This window comes from Mycobacterium sp. Dal123C01 (genome assembly GCF_052566995.1).
Window position 1 is genome coordinate 900,128 of sequence record NZ_CP199580.1, and the last position, 19,165, is coordinate 919,292.

Below are 19,165 nucleotides of genomic sequence, written 5' to 3' on the forward strand. Positions count from 1 at the left end.
AGGAGCTTAGGTGTTCGCCTGGTGGGGTCGAACTGTGTACCGCTACCGATTCATCGTAATCGGGGTCATGGTGGCTCTGTGCCTTGGCGGAGGCATCTTCGGGATGAGCCTGGGTAAGCACGTCACGCAGAGCGGTTTCTACGACGACGGCAGTCAATCCGTCAAGGCTTCGATACTGGGCGACAAGGTCTATGGCCGCGATCGCACCAGCCACGTCGTCGCCAGCTTCACCGCCCCCGACGGGAAAACCGTCGATGACCCCGCATGGCGGGAAAAGATCGTCGCCGAACTCAACAAGCTGAAAAGCGACCATCCGGATCAGATCGTCGGCTGGGCCGGCTGGTTGGCAGTGCAAAACCCCGCCGACGCTCCCTCGCTCATCAAGGGGATGGTGAGCGAGGACAGAAAGCACACCTTCGTCAGCATCCCGCTGAAGGGCGATGACGACGACACCATCCTCAATAACTACAAGGCCGTCGCACCCGACCTGCAAAAGCTCGATGGCGGCACGGCCCAACTCGCCGGCCTTGAGCCGATCGCCAACGCTCTGACCGGCACCATCGCCACCGACCAGCGGCGCATGGAGGTCCTTGCGGTGCCGCTGGTGGCGGTGGTCCTTTTCCTGGTCTTCGGGGGCGCAATCGCCGCTGGCCTGCCTGCCATCGTGGGCGGACTGACTATCGCGGGCGCAATAGGCATCCTGCGGCTCGCCACCATGTTCGGGCCGGTGCACTTTTTCGCCCAGCCGGTGGTCTCGCTGGTCGGATTGGGCCTAGCGATCGACTACGGGCTTTTCATCGTGAGCCGATTCCGGGAAGAGATCGCCGAGGGCTACGACACCGAGGCCGCCGTGCGGCGCACGGTCATGACGGCCGGGCGCACGATCGCGTTCTCGGCGGTGCTGATCATCGCGTCGAGCGCCAGCCTGCTGGTGTTGCCGCAGGGCTTCGTGCATTCGCTGACCTACGCGATCTTCGCCGCGGTGGGACTCGCGGCGCTGCTGTCGATCACGTTCCTGCCGGCCTGCCTGGGCATCCTCGGTCGCCACGTCGACGCGCTGGGAGTGCGGACCGCCTTCCGGGTGCCGTTCCTGCGGAATTGGAAGTACTCGCGGGCCTACCTCAACTGGCTCGCGGACCGGCTGCAGAAGACCAAGACCCGAGAAGAAGTAGAGGCCGGCTTCTGGGGCAAGCTGGTCAACTGGGTGATGAAGCGGCCGCTGGCGTTCGCCATCCCGATCGCCGTCGGCATGATCCTGCTGGTCATCCCGCTGGGCAACCTGTCGTTCGGCGGCATGAGCGAAAAATACCTGCCGCCCAATAATCCCGTGCGCCTGGCACAGGAGCACTTCGACAAGCAGTTCCCGGGATACCGGACCGAGCAGCTGACGGTGGTGATCGAGAGCAACAACCACAGCAAGGTCACCGACCAGCAGGTTGCCGATATCCGCAGCAGAATCGCGGGGATCAACGGGTTCACCGACAAGACGTGGGAGGAACGGCCGTGCCCGACCATTGCCGGCAACCCCTGCGTCCCCGGTCCGAACGGGGCAACGGTGCCCAAAGACGACTCGGTGCGGGTGATCCAGAACGGCCTCGTCAACAAAAATGATGCCGCGAAGAAGATCGACGATCTGCGGGCGATAAACCCGCCGAAGGGCATCACCCTGCTGGTCGGCGGCACGCCGGCGCTGGAGCAGGACAGCATCCACAGTTTGTTCGACAAGGCTCCGCTGATGCTCGTGCTGTTGCTGACCGCCACCATGTTGTTGATGTTCCTGGCGTTCGGATCGGTGGTGTTGCCGGTCAAGGCGGCGGTGATGAGCGCGCTGACGCTCGGGTCGACGATGGGCATCCTGACGTGGATCTTCGTCGACGGGCACTTCTCGACATGGCTGAATTTCACGCCGACTCCGCTGATGGTGGTGGTGATCGCGCTGGTCGTCGCGGTGGGCTTCGGTCTGGCCACCGACTACGAGGTGTTCCTGGTGTCCCGAATGGTCGAGGCGCGCGAGCGTGGCATGTCGACCGCGGAGGCCATCCGGATCGGTACCGCGACCACCGGGCGCCTGATCACGGCCGCCGCCCTGGTGCTCGCCGTGGTCGCTGGTTCATTCGTGTTCTCCGACCTTGTGCTGATGAAGTATCTGGCGTTCGGTCTGATGGCGGCGCTGCTGCTGGACGCGACCGTGGTGCGGATGTTCCTGGTGCCCTCGGTGATGAAGCTGCTCGGCGACGACTGCTGGTGGGCCCCGCGCTGGGCCCGGCGGCTGCAGAACCGCATCGGGTTGGGCGAGATCGACCTGCCCGACGAGCGCAAGCGGACCACCGTCAACGGCCGTGCGGTCCGGCCGCCGGTCGCGGCCAGCCTGGTCGCCGCGAAACCGCGTGCACCGCACGATCCCACGCACCCCGGCGCGCCCCCGGACCCGTCGCGCGCCACCCGTTCGGGTCCGGCGAGCCAGCCTGAGCTTCGGCCCGCCGCGGAGCTGCCCCCGGGTCCCAGCGCCGCCCGCACTCAGTCCAGGCCCAGCCAGCCGACGGAAGCCAAGACGACGCGCTTCTCGCTGCCGGGCAACTCCGAGGCCAGCGCCGCGCGGCCACCGGCACCGGCGCCGGCCGCACCTCCGCCACCCGCACCCCCGCCACCCGCACCGCCGCCATCGGCCGGTGAGACGCGAGCCATGCCGATCCCGGGTAACCACGAGAACAAGGGCGACCCGGCCGACCCCACCACGGCTCTCCCGGTCATGCGGTCGGAGGGCAACGACTCCGATGCCGCCACCGAGAAGCTGAATGCCAGCGGGCAGGGCGACAACGGCGAGAACCCGCGTCCGCGCCGTCGCGCGGGCGGCGGGCTGTCCGCGCAGGATCTGCTGCGCCGCGAGGGACGGCTATAGACCCGCTCGGCTCCTAGTCGGGCCCCTTCTCCGGGCTGTCCGGCTTTGCCTTGAGCAGCGCCGTATCCTCGGCGTCCTCGGTCTGCTTTTCGACTTCGGCGGAGGGGTCGGGGGCCAGCAACACCTGCATCGCGTTGTTGAGGAACGCGACTGTCGGCACGGCCAGCAAGGCTCCGACAATCCCGGCAAGCACACCGCCGGTGGAAATCGCCAGCACCACCCCGAGCGGGTGAATGGAGACCGCGCGCCCCATCACCAGCGGCTGCAGCAGATGCGACTCGATTTGATTGATCACGATCAGCAAGCCGAGCGTGAGCAGCGCGTAGACGATCCCCTTGGCCAGCAGTGCAACCACCACGGCCACCAACCCCGAAATCAGGGCACCGATCAGCGGGATGAAGGCACCGAGAAACACCAGCGACGCCAACGGCAGCGCCAGCGGGACGCCCATGATGGCCAGCCCGGTACCGACACCGGCCGCGTCGGTGAGGGCCACCAGGAAGGTGGCCCGCACATAGGCGATCAGCGACCCGTATCCGGCACGGCCGGCTTCCATAACCCGGTCGCGCACGTGGACCGGGAACATCTTGGTCACGTATTGCCAGATGTTGCGGCCGCCGTAGAGGAAGAAAATCAAGGTGAACAGCACCAGCACCGCGGCCGTGAGCATTTCGGTGAGGGTAGCCGCGGTGGACAGCGCCCCGCTGGTCAGCTTCGCCTGATTGTTGTGCAGCGCCTGGATCGCGGCATTGCCCGCGTTGGTGATCTGCTCACTGCGCAGATGCGCCGGCCCTTCGATCAACCACTCGCGGGTGCTGTCGATGCTGCGGGTGACCTGCTCGGTCAGATCGGGTAGCCCGACGACGAACTGGGTGATGACGAAGGTGAGGACACCGCCGAGCAGCGCGAATCCGCCCAGCAACACCAGCGCGACCGCGCCGCCGCGCGGCAGGCCCCGCCGGTCCAGCCAGTCCACGGCCGGTACCAGCAGGGCGCTGATCATCAGGGCCAGCAGCACCGGGACGACGATGATCTCGAGCCTCGCCACCACCCACAGGAAGGCGACGCCCGCGGCCAGGATGACCAGCAAACGCCACGCCCAGGCTGCCGTCTTGCGGACAAGGGGTTCGACGGAAGCGTCGTCGGTGTTTGCCGGCATCCGGCCAGCCTATCTGGCGCCCTCGGCCTCGGGGGCCCTCCGCACGCGCTCGGAGGACCGTCGAGAGGCCTGTTTGGGCGGTTGCGCCTGGCACGATCCGGTTACGAGGGCGACACGCTCGGAGTTGCGCCTTGATGGTGGTGCCACCTGCGCGGTTACCCTAAAACACGTGTCGCACGACGCACCCATCCGCAACCTCCGCTTCCCGGGCGGCGGTGCGTTCGCCCGTGAGGGTGAGCTGCCCGCCTCCGCCTGCGGGGGCCAGACGCCGCGGGGCAAGTACTGGTGGGTGCGCTGGGCGGTCCTGGGCCTGGTCGCGATCGTGCTGGCCGTCGAGGTTGCCCTGGGCTGGGATCAGCTGGCCAAGGCTTGGACGAGCCTGTTCCAGGCCAACTGGTGGTGGTTGCTCGCGGCCGTCCTGGCGGCGGCCGCATCGATGCACAGCTTCGCCCAGATCCAGCGCACTTTGCTGAGGTCGGCCGGGGTGCATGTGAAGCAAGCGCGCTCCGAGGCCGCGTTCTATGCCGCCAATTCGCTGAGCACCACGCTGCCCGGCGGCCCGGTGCTGTCGGCGACGTTTTTGCTTCGCCAGCAACGCATTTGGGGCGCCTCGACCGTGGTGGCGTCCTGGCAGCTGGTGATGTCGGGTGTGCTGCAGGCGGTGGGATTGGCGCTGCTCGGGTTGGGCGGTGCTTTCTTCCTGGGTGCCAAGAACAACCCCTTCTCGTTGTTGTTCACGCTCGGCGGCTTCATCGCGTTGTTGCTGCTTGCCCAGGCGGTGGCATCCCGGCCGGAGCTGATCGAGGGCATCGGCACCCGCGTGCTGTCGTGGTCCAACTCGGTTCGCGGCAAGCCGGCCGACTCCGGCCTGGCGAAGTGGCGCGAGACCCTGATGCAGCTCGAGTCGGTCAGCCTGGGCCGACGCGACTTGGGGGTGGCGTTCAGCTGGTCGATGTTCAACTGGATCGCCGACGTGGCCTGCCTCGCCTTCGCGGCCTACGCGGCCGGCGACCATGCGTCTGTCGCCGGCCTGACGGTGGCCTACGCGGCCGCACGCGCCGTCGGCACGATTCCGCTGATGCCGGGCGGGTTGTTGGTCGTCGAAGCGGTGCTGGTGCCCGGCCTGGTGTCCAGCGGTATGTCGTTGCCCAACGCCATCTCGGCCATGCTGCTCTATCGGCTGATCAGCTGGCTGCTCATCTCCGCTGTCGGCTGGGTCGTGTTCTTCCTCATGTTCCGCACCGAAAGCACGGGCGGCTCCGACGACGATTCACCGACCGGCCCGCTGCCCGCGTTAGAGCCTCATCTGCGGCGCTGGAACGATCCCGCGAGTGAGGCCGCGCTGCAGGGTCCGTTACCGCCACCCGACCCCAGAGGCGTCGGCTAGCCGACGTTGTTCTGCCGCGACGGGCCAGGAAGCGCGCCGCCCGGCGCGGTCGCTGCGGGCGGGGTCCCCGGCGTTCCGCCGGACGGCAATCCGCCCAGGCCAGCTGCGGGCGCAGCGGGCAGCCCGCCGGCACCCTGCGTCTGCTGCATCATGCCCATGGCCTGGGGGATGCTGATCGGCAGCTTGCACTGCGCCGACATATTGGTCAGCGGCTGTGCGATCGACGTCATGTCGAGGGCCACCTTGGGGTTGGCCTCGAAGTAGGACTTCAGCGAGGTGACCGACTGTGGACCGGCCTGCTGCTGCAGCATCGTGGTCATCGACTGGTTTGTCTGCGGATGTGAGTCCAGGTAGTCGCCCATCGACTTGGAGACCGATCCGATCGTCCGGGCGACTTCGCTGGCCGCGCACGGGTCGTTGGCACCCGTCGCCGGCGGCCCGGCCATGAGTGCAACAGCCGCGGTTGGCACTGCGGTGGCGATCAACCCTGCGATGAGCCTGCGCCGTGTGGTTGCGACGTCTTTCTTGAAGCCTGTCTTCATGCCTGAACTCCTGACGGTTTGCCGCGGCCGCCGATTACGGCGGAGGGCAAACGGCTGCGATCGCAGACCTCATGCATTGCGGGGTTCCCCAGAGCCCCCGCGCGGCCCAGCGATATCCTGCCATCCGGGCCAGTGCCCTGCCAGCTGGTGTGACGGAGATCCTGCTTGGTCACCGGTTCGCAACGACTTGGCCGCGTCTTGGCTACAGAGGCGTATGCGCAGCTCACGAATTCGTTAAGCCCAACTAATACATAGGCTGCTGCGGTATTCTCGCCAGCACGCGTAAGCGAGAAAACTCGGGGAGCCTGAAATCCAGCAGTTTATGATGCGCCTCAGTCGCAGCCTGCGCAGGTACCGATGGTTGGTCTTCGCAGGCTGGTTGCTGACATTGGTCCCGGCGATCTATTTGGCCATGACGCAGTCGGGGAATCTCACCGGCGGCGGTTTCGAAGTGGCCGGCTCGCAGTCACTGAGGGTCCACGATCAGCTCGAGGAGCAGTACCACGACCTCGGGGCGTCCTCGTTGGCGCTGGTGGCGGCCCCCCGTCCCGACGCCAGCTACGAGGACATGAACAACGCAGTGGCTCAACTGCGACAGATTGCCGGCGAATTCCCCGGCGTCACGGAAAAAACGAATCCCGCGCAGCGCCCGCCGCAACCCGACCGGCCCTATGTGCTGACGCTGCGGCTGGACGCCCGCAACGCTCAAACCAGCGATATCGCCAAGCGGCTACGCCAGCAGGTCGGCGTCAAGGGCGACCAATCCGGGCAGACCGCGGAGGGCCGGGTGCGCCTCTATGTCATCGGGCAGGGTGCGCTCAGCGCCGCCGCGGCGGCGAACACCAAACATGACATCGCCGAGGCGGAGCGCTGGAATCTGCCGATCATCTTGATGGTCCTGCTCGCGGTGTTCGGCTCGCTGGCCGCCGCGGCGATACCGCTGGCCCTCGGCGTCTGCACGGTCGTGGTGACCATGGGCCTGGTCTACTTTTTGTCGGCCTACACCGCGATGTCGGTGTTCGTGACCTCGACGGTGTCGATGTTCGGCATCGCGCTCGCCGTGGACTATTCGCTGTTCATCCTGATGCGGTTCCGCGAGGAACTGCGTGCCGGGCGCGAGCACCGCGAAGCGGTGGATGCCGCGATGGCCACCTCCGGGCTGGCGGTGGTGCTGTCCGGGATGACCGTCGTCGCCTCGCTCACCGGGATCTACCTGATCAACACCCCGGCGCTGAAATCGATGGCTACCGGCGCGATTCTGGCCGTCGCGGTCGCAATGCTGACATCGACGACCTTGACGCCCGCGGTGCTGGGGACGTTCGGCCGCGCGGCCGCCAAGAGGTCCGCGCTGCTGCACTGGTCGCGCCGACCGGAGAGCACACAGTCCCGGTTCTGGAATCGCTGGGTCGGATCGGTGATGCGCCGGCCGTGGATATCGTCACTGGCGGCGACCGCGGTACTGCTCCTGATGGCGGCACCGGCGGCATCGATGGTGCTGGGCAACAGCCTGCTGCGCCAGTTCGACTCCTCGCACGAGATCCGCGCCGGGGTCGCCGGGGCATCCCAAGCGCTCGGGCCCGGCGCGCTGGGCCCGGTTCAGGTGCTGGTCAGTTTTCCCGACGGCGGTGCGTCGGCACCCGACCACAGCCAGGCGTTGGCCGCCATCCGGCAGCGAATGACGCAGGCCCCCAACATCGTCTCGGTGACCCCGGTGCAGTTCGCCGATGACAACACCAGCGCTTTGCTGTCCGCGGTGTTGTCGGTCGATCCCGAGGACATGGGTGCCCGCCACACCGTCGACTGGATGCGCGCCCAGCTACCCATGGTTGCCGACGAGGGGACGGCGCGCGTCGACGTCGGCGGCCCGACCGCGTTGATCAAGGATTTCGACGACCGGGTTTCGGCGACCGAGCCACTGGTGTTGCTGTTCGTCGCGCTGATCGCGTTCGTGATGCTGTTGCTGTCGATCCACTCGGTGTTCTTGGCGTTCAAGGGCGTCCTGATGACATTGCTGTCGGTGGCCGCCGCCTACGGAAGCCTGGTGATGGTCTTCCAATGGGGCTGGCTGAAGGATCTCGGCTTCGCCCAGATCACGTCGATCGATAGCACCGTGCCCCCGCTGGTGCTGGCGATGACGTTCGGGTTGTCGATGGACTACGAAATCTTCCTGCTCACCCGCATCCGGGAACGCTTCCTGCGTACCGGGAACACCCGGGATGCCGTCGCGTACGGCGTGAGCACCAGCGCGCGCACCATCACCAGCGCCGCCCTGATCATGATCGCGGTGTTCATCGGCTTCGCGTTCGCCGGCATGCCGCTGGTCGCCGAAATCGGGGTGGCCTGCGCGGTCGCGATCGCGGTCGACGCGACCGTGGTGCGGCTGGTGCTGGTGCCGGCGCTGATGGCGATGTTCGCCCAGTGGAACTGGTGGCTGCCCCGATGGCTGGCCCGGGTGTTGCCGTCGGTCGACTTCGACCGGCCGCTGCCCGAGGTCGACCTCGCTGACGTCGTCGTCATTCCCGACGACATCTCGGCGCTGACAGCGCCCAGCGCGGACCTGCGGATGGTGCTCAAATCGGCCGCGAAGCTCAAGCACCTGGCGCCCGACGCCATCTGCGTGGCCGATCCGCTGGCGTTCAGCGGCTGTGGTCGCAACGCCAAGCTGACCGAGGAAACCCGCGGTCAGGGCCCCGGACAGATTCCGCACCAGGTCAACATCGACGAGGACGTCGTCGGCGTCGGCGTGGGCGCCGGCGAGTTGAGAACCGGCACCAACGGTAATTCGGCGGCCAAGAAGCTGGTCGACGGCCTGGCGTCCCGCAACAGCATCGCCCGGGCCATGCCGTGGGGCGACCGGCCCGTCCATCCCGTGACACTGTGGCGGGGGCGGTTGTCGGTTGCCATCGACGCGCTCGAGGCCCAGCGCATCTCCAAGGCCGGCACCGCTGACCGGCCGCATTACGCACGCCGCAGCCCGGTGGAAACCACCCATGTGCAATTGCCCACCGGGGATCGGCTGCAGGTCCCGACCGGCGCCGAGACGCTTCGTCTCAAGGGTTATCTGATCATGTGCCGTAACAGCAGCCGCGATTATGCCGAATTTGCTGACATGGTCGACACATTAGAACCCGAGACGGCTGCTGTGGTGCTCGCCGGAATGGACAGGTATTACTGTTGTCAACCACCCAGGCAGCAATGGATCGCCTCCGAGTTGGTCCGTCAACTCGCGGATCCGAATCCGTCCGATTCGCCTGACGATCTCGCGGAACCAGACGCCAAGGCAGACTGGGATGAGGTCCGGCAGCGCTGTCTGTCGGTGGCCGTCGCAATGCTGGAGGAGGCGAGGTGACGTTGGCAGCCGACCGACGCCGCGTTCCGCCGCAACAGCAGCCCGCCGCGGAGGGTCCCCCCCATGACTTCGATCAACCGGTCGAGTTCTGGCCGACGTCGGCCATCCGCTCGGCGCTGCAGGGCGGCGACATCGACACCTGGAAGCGGATTGCCGCCGCGCTGAAACGTGACCCGTTCGGCCGCACCGCCCGCCAGGTGGAGGAAGTCCTCGACGGCACCCGCCCCTATGGCATCTCCAAAGCGATGTGGGAGGTACTGGAGCGCGCTCGCACCCACCTGGAAGCCAACGAACGCACCGAGGTGGCCCGCCACGTGCGGCTGCTGATCGAGCGGTCCGGCCTGGCTCAGCAGGAGTTTGCGGCCCGTATCGGGGTGGCGCCCGAGGATCTGGCTACCTACCTCGACGGCAGCGTCAGCCCGTCGGCCTCGCTGATGATCCGGATACGCCGGCTGTCGGACCGGTTCGTGAAGGTCAAGTCGGAACCCTCGCCCGAATCCAACTGACCCCTCAGCGGGCGTTGATCGGCAGCACGTCGGACACCAGCCAGTCGCTGCCCCGCTTGATCAGTGCCACCCGCAATGCCGGCGCCGCCCGACTGGGCGGCTTACCCGGAGTGTTCTGGGTTACCCGCAGGATGATCGTCACGCTGGCCGCCGTGGGTCCGATCGCTTCGACTCCGGCCGCCAGTGTGGAGGCCTGCGCCGTGACGTTGTGCTGCACGAGATCGACGCTGGACTTCTGATACTCCTCCTTGAACGCGTCCGCGCGCTCCGGCACCATCATCGCCGCGGCCCGGTCTAGGGAGCTGGTCGGGGAACTCGGGGTGAACGACGCCATCGCCTCGGCCATCCCGCTGGCGACCTGGACCACGTCTCGCGAATCCTTCTTGAACTGGCGGTCCGTGCTCGTCCAGTGTGTGTATCCGGTCAGCACGGCAGCCGACAGGGCGACCGTGCACAGCAAGACAACGGCCAGCCGCAGCCCCGGCGCGTCGTCGTCGGTACCGACGCTGACCGAATCACGGCGCAGCAGCCAGAAATTGGCCCCCACCCCCTCGACGATCAGCACCAACAGCACCGAACACGCCGCGACCCACCACAGTGGCCAGTCGAGGATGACCCCGATCATCAGCAGCGCGCCGATTGTGGCCAGCGGCGCCAGGATGTCGAACGCCAGCAGCCGGCCCAGGTTTCTCATCGAATCGACTCCAGGTGAGAGATCATCAGCTTGCCGTCGACGTTGGAGACATCGAGGCGCAGGTTCCAGTGCACCGTCTGCGGTTTGGCGCCGACGTTCTCGCTGACCGATGTCGCGACCAGCATCACCGAATCCGTCCGGGTGGCGAACGGCGGCAGCTTGGTGGTGACCACCGGCCGCGCGATCCCGGGTTGGGTATCCAGGTCGTGGTGCACCGTCTCGATCGCCACCGCCTCGATCCGCCCGCTGCTTTGCGACTGCAGTTTCTCGACCACCTGCCGGTAGGGCTGCACCGTCGCGTCGAAATCGGTGTTGAGCTCGCCGACCGTCCCGTCATGCAGCCGCTGCAGGCTGGGGTCGACGTTCGTGCTGTTCATGTTGATCAGCACGCCCGTCCAGTCGGCGGCGGTTTGCATGACGCGGCTCAGGTAGGTGCGCTCGGCGGCCTCGTCGCGGTGGGTGGACCAGATGATTGCGACGAGCACGATCGCGGCGACCGACAGCACGCCGAGTACCGCCGAGGCGACGCCATACGGAGAAAGGATCACACCGTCGGCGGCTTCGGGTTCTGCGGCGCTGGCCTCGGCGTCCTGCGCGTCGGCAACATCGTCTTCGGTTGCTGGCTCGGTCTGTTCGCCCTCAGGCATGGGCGCGAGGGTACCCCGCCCCCGGTCGCGCTCGGCGCGGCAGGCGCCCGGCGCGCGGGAGATGGAAGGATGGCGGGGTGACGTATGCGGCCATCCGCTCGGGCCTCGACCTGAGCCATATCGACGAAAATGCCCGTCCCCAAGACGACCTGTTCGGTCATGTGAACGGTCGCTGGTTGGCCGAATACGAGATCCCTCCGGACCGCGCCACCGACGGCGCCTTCCGCACCCTGTTCGACCAGGCCGAAGAGCAGGTGCGCGACCTGATCATCGAAGCGAGCAACAGCAGCGCCGCAGCGGGCAGCGACCCGCAACGCATCGGCGACCTGTACGCCAGTTTCCTCGACGAGGACGCCGTCGAACGCCGGGGAACCCAACCGCTGCTCGACGAGCTGGCCACCATCGACGACGCCGCCGATTCGGCGGCATTGGCCGCGGCCGTCGGCGCCCTGCAGCGCACCGGGGTGGGCGGCGGCGTCGGCGTCTACGTGGACACCGACGCCAAGAACTCGACCCGCTACCTGGTGCACGTCAACCAATCCGGCATCGGGTTGCCCGACGAGTCGTACTACCGCGACGGGCAGCACGCCGAGGTGCTCACGGCCTACCCGGGCCACATCGCGCGAATGTTCAGCCTGGTGTACGGCGGGGACGCGAACGACCACGCCGATACCGCAACCCGCATCGTGGCGCTGGAGACCAAACTTGCTGCCGCACACTGGGATGTGGTCAAACGCCGCGACGCCGACCTGACCTACAACTTGCGCACCTTCGCGCAGCTGCAGACCGAAGGCGCGGGCTTCGACTGGACCGGCTGGGTCACCGCACTGGGCGGTGATCCCGAGACTGTTTCGGAAGTCGTTGTGCGCCAGCCTGATTACCTCACTGCCTTCGCTGCGTTGTGGGAAAGCGAAGACCTCGACGACTGGAAGCGCTGGGCGCGTTGGCGGTTGATCCGCGCCCGCGCCTCGTGGCTGACCGACGCCCTGGTTGCGGCGGACTTCGACTTCTATGGCCGCCTGCTGACCGGGACCGAGCAGATCCGGGACCGCTGGAAGCGAGGGGTTTCACTGGTGGAGAGCCTGATGGGCGATTCCGTCGGAAAGCTCTACGTGGACCAGCATTTCCCGCCGGACGCCAAGGCCCGCATCGACGCGTTGGTGGACAACCTGCAAGAGGCGTACCGGATCAGCATCAGCAACCTGGACTGGATGACGCCGCAGACCCGGGAGCGCGCGCAGACCAAGCTGCGCAAGTTCACCGCCAAGGTCGGCTACCCGTCGAAGTGGCGCGACTACTCTGCCCTGGTGATCGACCGCGACGACCTGTACGGCAACTACCAACGCGGGTACGCGGTCAACCACGACCGCGAGCTGGCCAAACTGGGTGGACCGGTGGACCGTGACGAATGGTTCATGACACCTCAGACCGTCAACGCGTATTACAACCCGGGGATGAACGAGATCGTCTTCCCCGCAGCGATTTTGCAGCCGCCGTTCTTCGACGCCCAAGCCGACGACGCCGCCAACTACGGCGGGATCGGCGCGGTGATCGGACACGAGATCGGGCACGGCTTCGACGATCAGGGCGCCAAGTACGACGGCGACGGCAACCTGGTCGACTGGTGGACCGACGACGATCGCAGCGAGTTCGGTACCCGGACCAAGGCGCTCATCGAGCAGTACGAGGCCTACATTCCCCGGGAACTCGACGGCGCCCACCACGTCAACGGTGCATTCACCGTCGGTGAGAACATCGGCGACCTGGGCGGGCTATCCATTGCCCTGTTGGCCTACCAGCTGTCGCTGCAGGGCGAGCCCGCCCCGGTCATCGACGGCCTGACCGGTGTGCAGCGGGTGTTCTACGGCTGGGCCCAGGTGTGGCGCACTAAATCTCGTGGGGCAGAAGCGATTCGACGGATAGCCGTGGATCCACATTCCCCGCCGGAGTTCCGGTGCAACGGTGTGATCCGCAACGTCGACGCCTTCTACGAAGCCTTCGACGTTGCCGAGGACGACGAGTTGTTCCTGGCGCCGGCGCGCCGGGTCAGGATCTGGAACTGACTCCCGCCAACGCCTCGATGCGAGCCGGCACGTGCTTGTGCCAGGGCGTTCCGGCATAGGAGTCACGCCACCCCGTCGACGTCAGCGCGTTCGGCGCGACGCCGGGGATGACGGTTTCCCCATCCTTGTGGATGTAGTCGAGCCCAAAACCGTTGGGCAGGGCCGCATGTCCGGCAAGCATCGTCTCGGTGATCTCGATGGTCGCCTCGGCGCTGCCGGCGGCGGTGGTGATGCGCACCCGACAACCGTCGACAAGCCCGAGGTTCTGGGCATCCTCGACGCTGACGCGCAGTGCTCCGTCGGCGTCGCGTTTGCGCCAGGACGGGTCGCGGATTATGTCGTTGGCGGTGTAGGCGCGCCGTTCGCCGACCGATAGCACGATGGGCAATTCCGACGTGGTGAGTTGCGGCGGCATGGCGGCCAGTGCCCGTAAGTCGTCCAGCATTTCGGGGATTTCGAGGGCGATCCGGTGATCGGCGTGGCTGATCAGCGCGAAGTCGTCCTCGTAGTTGTGCGCGGTGAACGTGACTCCCGACGGGCTGTTCAGGATGGCGTCGAACAGCGCGTTGCCGTCGGCGTGGCCGGCTCGCCGCACGGCCTCGGGGTAGGTCATCGCGGTCTTCTGGGCCAGCCCCCACACCGCGGCGGCTCCGGACATACCGTCGGGCAGCGTCGGCCCGAGGGTTTCGTAGAGCACGTACGGAGCCAGCCTCGCCACAGTCGGATTGGCGGCCACGGCGGTGAGAAACGCCTCGGCAAAAACCTGGCGACCCTGTTCGGCGGCCTCGCGCAGGGGCCGCAGGTCCGCCTCGCCGAGGACGCCGAGCGCGCGCACCAGCCGTGCCCAGATCTCCGGCTCGGGCAGCGTTCCCGGTAGTGGTTCGAGCAGCGGCCGGCGCAGGTGAAAGCCGTTGTGCGGGAACTCGAAATTGAAGAAGGTGGCTTCGGTCTTCTCGTATTGGGATGCCGCGGGCAACACGTAGTGAGCCAGCCTTGCCGTCTCGGTCATCGCCACATCGACGACCACCATCAGTTCCAGCGCCTGAAAAGCCGCCCGGCACGCCGTCGAGTCGGCCAGCGAGTGGGCGGGATTAGCGCTTTCGACGATCATCGCCCGGAACCGGTCCGGGTGGTCGGTGAGGATCTCCTCGGGCACGGCGTTGGAGGGCACCAGGCCGGCGATGATGGGTGCGCCGGTGACGGGGGTGCGCCCCGAAACCTGGCTGAACAGCAGCGCCAGCGACGAATGCAGGTGCTGGCCGCCCCTTTTCGCGAAGTTGCCGGTGAGAATCCAGAGCAGTTTGTTCAGGTAGGAACTCAGGGTGCTGTTGGGCGCCTGCTGAACTCCGAGGTCTTCGAATACCGAGACGCTCTCGGCGCTGGCGACGCGACGCGCCGCGGCCCGCAGCAGCTCTTCGTCCACCCCGCAGCGCAGCGCGTAGTCGCCGACCGGGACGTCGCGCAGCGCGTCGCGCACGGTGTCGACGCCGTGCACGTGCTCGGCCAGAAATGCTTCGTTACAAAGGTTTTCCTGAACGAGGATTGCGGCCAGGGCGGCCAGGCACCAGGCGTCGGTGCCCGGCTGCACCCGCAAGTGGAGATCGGACATCTTCGCGGTGTCGGTGACGACGGGGTCAATCACGATCATCGCCCGGTTGGGGTCCTTGGCGATCTCGTTGAGCACCACCCGAGCTCGGGGAAAGCTCTGTGACATCCACGGGTTCTTCCCGACGAACACCGACACTTCGGCGTGCTCGAACTCGCCGCGGGTGTGGCCGCCGTACAGATGTCCGTCGACCCATGCTTCGCCGGTCTTCTCCTGTGCCAGCGCATTTGACCGGTACCGCGACCCCAGTGCCTTCAGGAAGGCGCCACTGTAGGCGCCGCCCAGATGGTTGCCCTGTCCGCCGCCGCCGTAGTAGAAGATCTTGTCCCCGCCATAGGTGTCACGGATGTGCTTGAATCCCTCGGCGATCTCGACAATCGCGGTGTCCCAATCGATTTCTTCGTAGGTCCCGTCGGCGCGCCGGCGCATCGGCGAAGTCAGTCGAGCGCCGTTGTTCTGGTAGTGGTCCAGCCGTAGCGCCTTGTTGCAGGTGTAGCCCTGCGACGCCGGATGGTTCTTGTCGCCACGGATGCGGGCCAGCGTGCGATCTTCGACGTTGACGACGATGCCGCAGTTGCATTCGCAGAGGATGCATGCGGTGGACTGCCATTCAGCGGTCATCGCGGGACTTCCCTTCAGGGGTCGTTTCTAAGCCAGCCAGCAGCGAGCTGCGCAGCTGACGGTGAATGAGATCCAGCGGCGCCACGTCGCGCCGCACCCGGGCCAGCACAATGGCGCCCTCGAGTGCCGAGATGGTCAGCATCGACAGTTCGCCGGCCTGCTCGGCGGGTATGCCGTCGGCGATCAAGCGCTGCGTGATCTGGCCGGTCCAGCGGTCGAATACCGCGGCCGCGCGTTCGACCACGGGCAGCATCCGCTCACGGTCCTCCCCGTCGCCGGATTCCACGGACACGGCCACGATCGGGCAGCCGGCGCGGAAATCGCTGTCAAGCAGCTGGCGCCGGTACTTGTCGATCAGCGTGTCCAGCAGTTCGAGGCCGCTGTCGGCCTTCGCGATAACGGAGCCGACGTGATCGCCGGCGTAATCGACTGCCTCGCAAAGCAGTTGAGTTCGACCGCCGGGGAAGTAGTGGTACGCCGACCCGCGCGGCGCGCCGCTGTGCGCCAGCACGTCGGAGATCGCGGTGGCGTGAGCACCCCGTTCCCGGATCAACAGCGCAGCCGAGACGACCATCCGCTCGCGTGGACTTCGCATCGGGACCCCCTCTACCAGGCTATGTATGATGCTATACATAATCAGTGGCCGGCGAAAGGCCCCAGCCCGACATTGGCGGGGATCAGCTGCTGCGGCGGCTCTGGGTATCGCGCGCGGGCGGATCTTCAGCGGCGGCGGCCCAAAGAACTTCGAACAGGTTGCGGTGCATCTCGACGTACTCGAGGCTCTCCACCACCAGCGCGAAGTTCTCGCGCTTGGACGAAATCATCGCCGCTGACACGTCGCCGATGATCATCGACATCGTGAAGAGGTATTCAGCGGGCACATAACGGGTGCGGCGATAGTCGTCATGGCTGGTGGGCCAGCCGCCGGGCAGATCCTTCTCGGGTGACCTCAGCACATGCAGCCACAATTGACGCTCACGGCGGCCGGCGATGTACTCCTCCATCGCCTCGACTCCCGGCACGCTCAACAAGTCGTGCATCGACAGCACGCCACGCAGCGGCGAAGGCCAGTCCAAGGTCTCGAACAACGCCGTCCTGATACCACTCGCGCCCGCTAGATACCGCATCCGAGGAGCCGTGCCGGCCTTGGCATGAAAGGCGCGCAGCTGTGGCACCACTGATTCCAGGACCCGGCGCCGCTGACTCCATTCGTCCAGCAGGCATTGCGGATCTGCCGCTCGCACAATGGTTCTGGGGCGTCCGCGGGCTTTCGGATCATCGCGATGACTGCCACCTTCGATCAGCGAGATCAACCCACGCTGGGCAAGGCGTTTGGCGATGTCGTAGGCGTTGGTGCGGCTGATCCGCGATGCCTCGGCGAGCTGGGCAATCGTTGCCGAGTCCATGTTGAGCGCAGCCAGGTAGAAGCGAGCCTCCTTCGGTTCCAGCCCGGCTTCAACCAGCTCTGCCCACATCGCGTGTCTCTCTGATCGTCAATGGACGAGGGCCTTTTCCACGCCGACGCCGGTGAGAGATCGAACTTCCATTTCTGCTTGCTTGGCCGGATCCTCGGGCCGGCGTCGCCCGAGGTAGGTTCCGGCGATGCCGAGCGCGAACGCCAGCGGAATGCTGACAATTCCCGGGTTCGCCAGCGGGAACCAGGCGAAGTCATGGTGAGGGAACATCGCCGAGCGATTTCCGGAAACCGCGGGCGAGAAGATGATGAGCACCAGACAACTGACCAGCCCGCCATAGATGCTGAACAAGGCGCCGGTGGTGTTGAACTTCTTCCAGAACAGCGAATACAGCAGGGTCGGCAGGTTCGCCGAGGCGGCGACGGCAAATGCCAGGGCCACCAGGAACGCCACATTCTGGCCCATCGCAAGGATTCCGAGAACGATGGCCAGGATCCCGATCACCACGACCATGTAGCGCGATACCCGAACCTGCTGCTCCTCGGTGGCCTCGCCCCGCTTGATCACACCGGCGTAGATGTCATGAGCGAACGAGGTGGCCGCGGTGATCGCCAATCCGGCCACTACCGCCAGGATCGTGGCGAATGCGACGGCGGCGATCACACCGAGGAACACGGTTCCGCCCAACTTGAACGCGAGCAGCGGCGCCGCGGAGTTCTCTTTTCCGGCGGTCGCGAGGATCACGTCAGGACCGACCAGCCAGGCCGCGCCGTAGCCGATGGCCAACGAGAACAAGTAGAAGCCACCTATCAAGGCGATCGCCCACGTGACCGAGCGGCGAGCCTGGATGGCGGTGGGAACCGTGTAGAAGCGCATCAGCACATGGGGCAGACCGGCGGTTCCCAGCACCAGAGCGATGCCCAGCGACAGGAAGTCCAGCTTGGTGATCTGAGTCGCGCCGTACTTGGCTCCCGGTTCCAGGATGTCTCGACCGGCGACGGCCTCGTTGTGCGAATGGTCTACCACCGCTTGGGCATTGGCGAGCAGCTTGGAGAAATCGCCACGCACCGCGATCACGACGAGTGCAAACATGATCGCCGCCCCCGTCACCAGCAGAACGGCCTTCACCATCTGCACGTATGTGGTGCCCTTCATCCCGCCGATGAGCACGTAGGCGATCATCAACGCACCGACGACCGCGACCACAGTCGACTGGCCAACCTGGCTCCGGACGTCGAGCAACAACGCGACGAGTCCACCGGCACCGGCCATCTGGGCAAGCAGGTAGAACAGCGAGACCGTGAGGGTCGACAAGGCGGCGGCCATGCGGACTGGACGCTGGCTGAGCCGGAAACTCAACACATCGGCCATCGTGAACCGACCCGTGTTCCGCAGCAACTCCGCGACCAAGAGCAGCGCCACCAGCCACGCCACCAAAAAACCGATCGAATAGAGGAATCCGTCATATCCGTAAATCGCGATGGCGCCGGACACGCCGAGGAAAGACGCGGCCGACAAGTAGTCACCGGCGATCGCGAATCCGTTTTGCGCGCCCGAGAACTGACCTCCACCGGTGTAGAAGTCGGTGGCCCTCTTGGTCGTTCGACCGGCCCGGATCACCAATGCCATCGAGCCGGCGACGAACACCCCGAAGACTGCGATGTTGACCAGTGGATTTCCGACGTTGGCAGCAGCAGCAAGGGTAGCGGTCACTCGCCCGCTCCTTCGAGTTCGTTGCGGATCATCGCGGCACGCGGATCGAGCGTTCGTCCGGCGAACCTCACGTAGAGAATCGTGATCCCGAAGGTCGTGACGAATTGGCCAAACCCAAGCACCACACCTAAGTTGATGTGGCCCAACACCTTTGTCGACATGAATGCGTGCGCATACGTGGCGAGCAACATGTAGGCCAGGTACCAGGTGAGGAAGAACGCCGTCATCGGAAAGACGAATCGGCGCAGTCGGTCCCGCAGATCCTGGAACTCCGGGGAGGCTTGCATGCGCACGAAGTCGTCGGGATTCGGCGTCGTTCTTGCCGCGTGCGGTTCTTCGCCCGGGCCGGCAGCGAGGCTTACCGAGGTCGAATTGTTCGCCGAATAGCCATTGTCGGGTGATTGCGGCGACGCAATGGGACCGGTAGGGTCCCTCTGCTGTTCGCTACTCGCCGTTGGCTGTGACACGTGAGCCTCCGAATTCAGCACAAAACGGTGTGTCGCTAAGTGTCGACACACTGGATGAGAGCATTGAATAGTGTTGTGCATCACTATAAGTGGCGAT

General features: G+C 66.2%; 14 protein-coding genes. 5 read left to right on the forward strand and 9 right to left on the reverse strand.

Annotated elements, in window-relative coordinates; translation table 11 throughout:
- Positions 1 to 10 precede the first annotated feature (10 nt).
- Positions 11 to 2,899 (forward strand): MMPL family transporter, encoded by a 2,889-nt coding sequence (locus ACTXG5_RS04290; RefSeq protein ID WP_445162509.1) that lies wholly within the window; start codon positions 11 to 13, stop codon positions 2,897 to 2,899.
- Positions 2,900 to 2,912: 13 nt separating this feature from the next.
- On the opposite strand, the gene ACTXG5_RS04295 is transcribed toward ACTXG5_RS04290, so the two are convergent.
- Entirely contained in the window at positions 2,913 to 4,058 is a 1,146-nt protein-coding gene (locus tag ACTXG5_RS04295; RefSeq protein ID WP_445162510.1) for an AI-2E family transporter, read from the reverse strand.
- Positions 4,059 to 4,227: 169 nt separating this feature from the next.
- Between ACTXG5_RS04295 and ACTXG5_RS04300 the strand changes: the two genes are divergently transcribed.
- Positions 4,228 to 5,445: a lysylphosphatidylglycerol synthase transmembrane domain-containing protein gene (locus ACTXG5_RS04300; RefSeq protein ID WP_445162511.1), complete on the forward strand. Its 1,218-nt coding sequence runs from the start codon at positions 4,228 to 4,230 to the stop codon at positions 5,443 to 5,445.
- Here the strand turns inward: ACTXG5_RS04300 and ACTXG5_RS04305 are convergent.
- Positions 5,442 to 5,987, reverse strand: a complete 546-nt coding sequence (locus ACTXG5_RS04305; protein WP_445162512.1) for a hemophore — start codon at positions 5,985 to 5,987, stop codon at positions 5,442 to 5,444. The genes ACTXG5_RS04300 and ACTXG5_RS04305 overlap by 4 nt on opposite strands.
- Before the next feature lie 322 nt (positions 5,988 to 6,309).
- Between ACTXG5_RS04305 and ACTXG5_RS04310 the strand changes: the two genes are divergently transcribed.
- Both ACTXG5_RS04310 and ACTXG5_RS04315 read left to right on the forward strand, forming a co-directional pair.
- Positions 6,310 to 9,336, forward strand: a complete 3,027-nt coding sequence (locus ACTXG5_RS04310) for an MMPL family transporter (protein ID WP_445162513.1) — start codon at positions 6,310 to 6,312, stop codon at positions 9,334 to 9,336.
- Positions 9,333 to 9,842, forward strand: coding sequence for an XRE family transcriptional regulator (locus ACTXG5_RS04315; protein WP_445162514.1), 510 nt, complete (start codon positions 9,333 to 9,335; stop codon positions 9,840 to 9,842). The genes ACTXG5_RS04310 and ACTXG5_RS04315 overlap by 4 nt, the downstream gene beginning before the upstream one ends.
- Positions 9,843 to 9,846: 4 nt before the next feature.
- Here ACTXG5_RS04315 and ACTXG5_RS04320 read toward each other — a convergent pair whose 3' ends face one another.
- Both ACTXG5_RS04320 and ACTXG5_RS04325 read right to left on the reverse strand, forming a co-directional pair.
- The gene (locus tag ACTXG5_RS04320) at positions 9,847 to 10,536 is read right to left on the reverse strand and encodes a hypothetical protein (protein WP_445162515.1); all 690 of its coding nucleotides are present in this window, start codon (positions 10,534 to 10,536) and stop codon (positions 9,847 to 9,849) included.
- Positions 10,533 to 11,183, reverse strand: coding sequence for a hypothetical protein (locus ACTXG5_RS04325; protein WP_445162516.1), 651 nt, complete (start codon positions 11,181 to 11,183; stop codon positions 10,533 to 10,535). The genes ACTXG5_RS04320 and ACTXG5_RS04325 overlap by 4 nt, the downstream gene beginning before the upstream one ends.
- A gap of 77 nt (positions 11,184 to 11,260) precedes the next feature.
- Here ACTXG5_RS04325 and ACTXG5_RS04330 point away from each other — a divergent pair, with 77 nt between their 5' ends.
- A complete protein-coding gene (locus ACTXG5_RS04330; RefSeq protein ID WP_445162517.1) occupies positions 11,261 to 13,246 on the forward strand; it encodes a M13 family metallopeptidase in 1,986 nt (661 codons plus the stop codon).
- Here ACTXG5_RS04330 and ACTXG5_RS04335 read toward each other — a convergent pair.
- The 5 genes from ACTXG5_RS04335 to ACTXG5_RS04355 form a co-directional block, all read right to left on the reverse strand.
- The gene (locus ACTXG5_RS04335) at positions 13,230 to 15,473 is read right to left on the reverse strand and encodes a molybdopterin-dependent oxidoreductase (RefSeq protein ID WP_445162518.1); all 2,244 of its coding nucleotides are present in this window, start codon (positions 15,471 to 15,473) and stop codon (positions 13,230 to 13,232) included. The genes ACTXG5_RS04330 and ACTXG5_RS04335 overlap by 17 nt on opposite strands.
- Entirely contained in the window at positions 15,463 to 16,068 is a 606-nt protein-coding gene (locus ACTXG5_RS04340; protein ID WP_445162519.1) for a TetR/AcrR family transcriptional regulator, read from the reverse strand. The genes ACTXG5_RS04335 and ACTXG5_RS04340 overlap by 11 nt, the downstream gene beginning before the upstream one ends.
- A gap of 82 nt (positions 16,069 to 16,150) precedes the next feature.
- Positions 16,151 to 16,948: a TrmB family transcriptional regulator gene (locus ACTXG5_RS04345; RefSeq protein ID WP_445162520.1), complete on the reverse strand. Its 798-nt coding sequence runs from the start codon at positions 16,946 to 16,948 to the stop codon at positions 16,151 to 16,153.
- Between the two features lie 18 nt (positions 16,949 to 16,966).
- Positions 16,967 to 18,601, reverse strand: coding sequence for a solute symporter family protein (locus ACTXG5_RS04350; protein ID WP_445162521.1), 1,635 nt, complete (start codon positions 18,599 to 18,601; stop codon positions 16,967 to 16,969).
- Entirely contained in the window at positions 18,598 to 18,894 is a 297-nt protein-coding gene (locus ACTXG5_RS04355) for a DUF485 domain-containing protein (RefSeq protein WP_445164259.1), read from the reverse strand. Before ACTXG5_RS04355 ends, ACTXG5_RS04350 begins: the two co-directional genes overlap by 4 nt.
- Between the last annotated feature and the right edge of the window lie 271 nt (positions 18,895 to 19,165).

What these genes read in the sequence shown, in the direction of transcription:
- ACTXG5_RS04345 (WP_445162520.1), bottom strand. Translation starts at nt 16,948, where the DNA reads ATGTGGGCAGAGCTGGTTGAAGCCGGGCTGGAACCGAAGGAGGCTCGC.
- ACTXG5_RS04310 (WP_445162513.1), top strand. Translation starts at nt 6,310, where the DNA reads ATGATGCGCCTCAGTCGCAGCCTGCGCAGGTACCGATGGTTGGTCTTC.
- ACTXG5_RS04335 (WP_445162518.1), bottom strand. Translation starts at nt 15,473, where the DNA reads ATGACCGCTGAATGGCAGTCCACCGCATGCATCCTCTGCGAATGCAAC.
- ACTXG5_RS04340 (WP_445162519.1), bottom strand. Translation starts at nt 16,068, where the DNA reads ATGCGAAGTCCACGCGAGCGGATGGTCGTCTCGGCTGCGCTGTTGATC.
- ACTXG5_RS04305 (WP_445162512.1), bottom strand. Translation starts at nt 5,987, where the DNA reads ATGAAGACAGGCTTCAAGAAAGACGTCGCAACCACACGGCGCAGGCTC.
- ACTXG5_RS04295 (WP_445162510.1), bottom strand. Translation starts at nt 4,058, where the DNA reads ATGCCGGCAAACACCGACGACGCTTCCGTCGAACCCCTTGTCCGCAAG.
- ACTXG5_RS04325 (WP_445162516.1), bottom strand. Translation starts at nt 11,183, where the DNA reads ATGCCTGAGGGCGAACAGACCGAGCCAGCAACCGAAGACGATGTTGCC.
- ACTXG5_RS04320 (WP_445162515.1), bottom strand. Translation starts at nt 10,536, where the DNA reads ATGAGAAACCTGGGCCGGCTGCTGGCGTTCGACATCCTGGCGCCGCTG.